This window comes from Paraburkholderia atlantica (genome assembly GCF_009362785.1).
Classification (GTDB): Bacteria; Pseudomonadota; Gammaproteobacteria; order Burkholderiales; family Burkholderiaceae; genus Paraburkholderia; species Paraburkholderia atlantica.
In genome coordinates this window covers 1-1002 of sequence record NZ_WHNQ01000197.1, presented here as the reverse complement: position 1 = coordinate 1002, position 1002 = coordinate 1, and the positions used below count along the sequence as shown (strand labels likewise).

The 1002-nt window shown below is 65.5% G+C and carries 1 protein-coding gene; it reads left to right on the top strand.

Going from position 1 to position 1002, the window contains the following annotated elements; all coding sequences use genetic code 11:
- Positions 1-1002: condensation domain-containing protein (locus GCT19_RS42195; RefSeq protein ID WP_227749513.1), on the top strand; the 1002-nt coding region annotated here is incomplete at both ends.

The following is a 1002-nucleotide window of genomic DNA, read 5'->3' as shown; positions in this document are numbered from 1 at the left end:
GCCTTGACCGTTTGTTTGCGCGTCACGAGGCGCTGCGCAGTGTCTTTGTCGCGCCGCAGGCCAAGCCACGGGTTGAGATCCTGCCGCCGGATGCGGGACTGCCGGTGTCTGAGCACGATCTACGGCAGAGGGCGGATACGGAAGCGGCACTTTCGGATCTATGCCATGAAGAGGAACGCACGCCGTTTGATCTTGCGCGCGGGCCGCTGATCCGCGGGCGTCTGGTGCGGATGTCGGATGAGGAACACGTCTTCCTGCTGACCCAGCATCACATCATCTCGGACGGCTGGTCGATGGGGGTGCTGGTACGGGAACTGGGCAGCCTGTACCGGGCGTTCGTGGCCGGACAGGACGATCCTTTGCCGCCGCTGGCGGTCCAGTATCCGGATTATGCCGCCTGGCAACGCCAATGGCTGTCGGGGGAACGGCTGCAGAAGCAGGCGCAGTACTGGCGCGAGGCCCTGTCAGGCGTGCCGTCCATGCTCGCGTTGCCGACGGACCGTGCGCGGCCAGCCCAGCAGTCGTTTGCCGGAGCCAGTGTTCCTGTTGTCATCGATGTGGATCTGACGCGGGACTTGAAGCGGCGGAGCCGGCAGCATGGCACGACGTTGTTCATGACGGTGCTGGCGGCATGGGCTGCGGTGCTGTCGCGGCTGTCGGGGCAGAACGACCTTGTGATCGGTGTGCCGAGTGCCAATCGGGGGCGCCGGGAGATCGAAGAGTTGATCGGCTTCTTCGTCAACACCTTGGCGCTCCGGGTGGACCTGTCGGGCGAGCCAAGCGTGTCGGAGCTTCTGGAGCGGACGCGGCGCACGACGCTGGCTGCGCAGGAGCATCAGGACCTGCCGTTCGAGCAGGTGGTGGAGATCGTGCGGCCGCCCCGGGCGCTTGACCACACGCCATTGTTCCAGGTGATGTTGGCTTGGGAGAACCACGCAGGTCCGTCGTTCGACCTTCCCGGGCTGAGTGTGGAGGCTGCCGACGGGCTCGATCAGGTCAAGT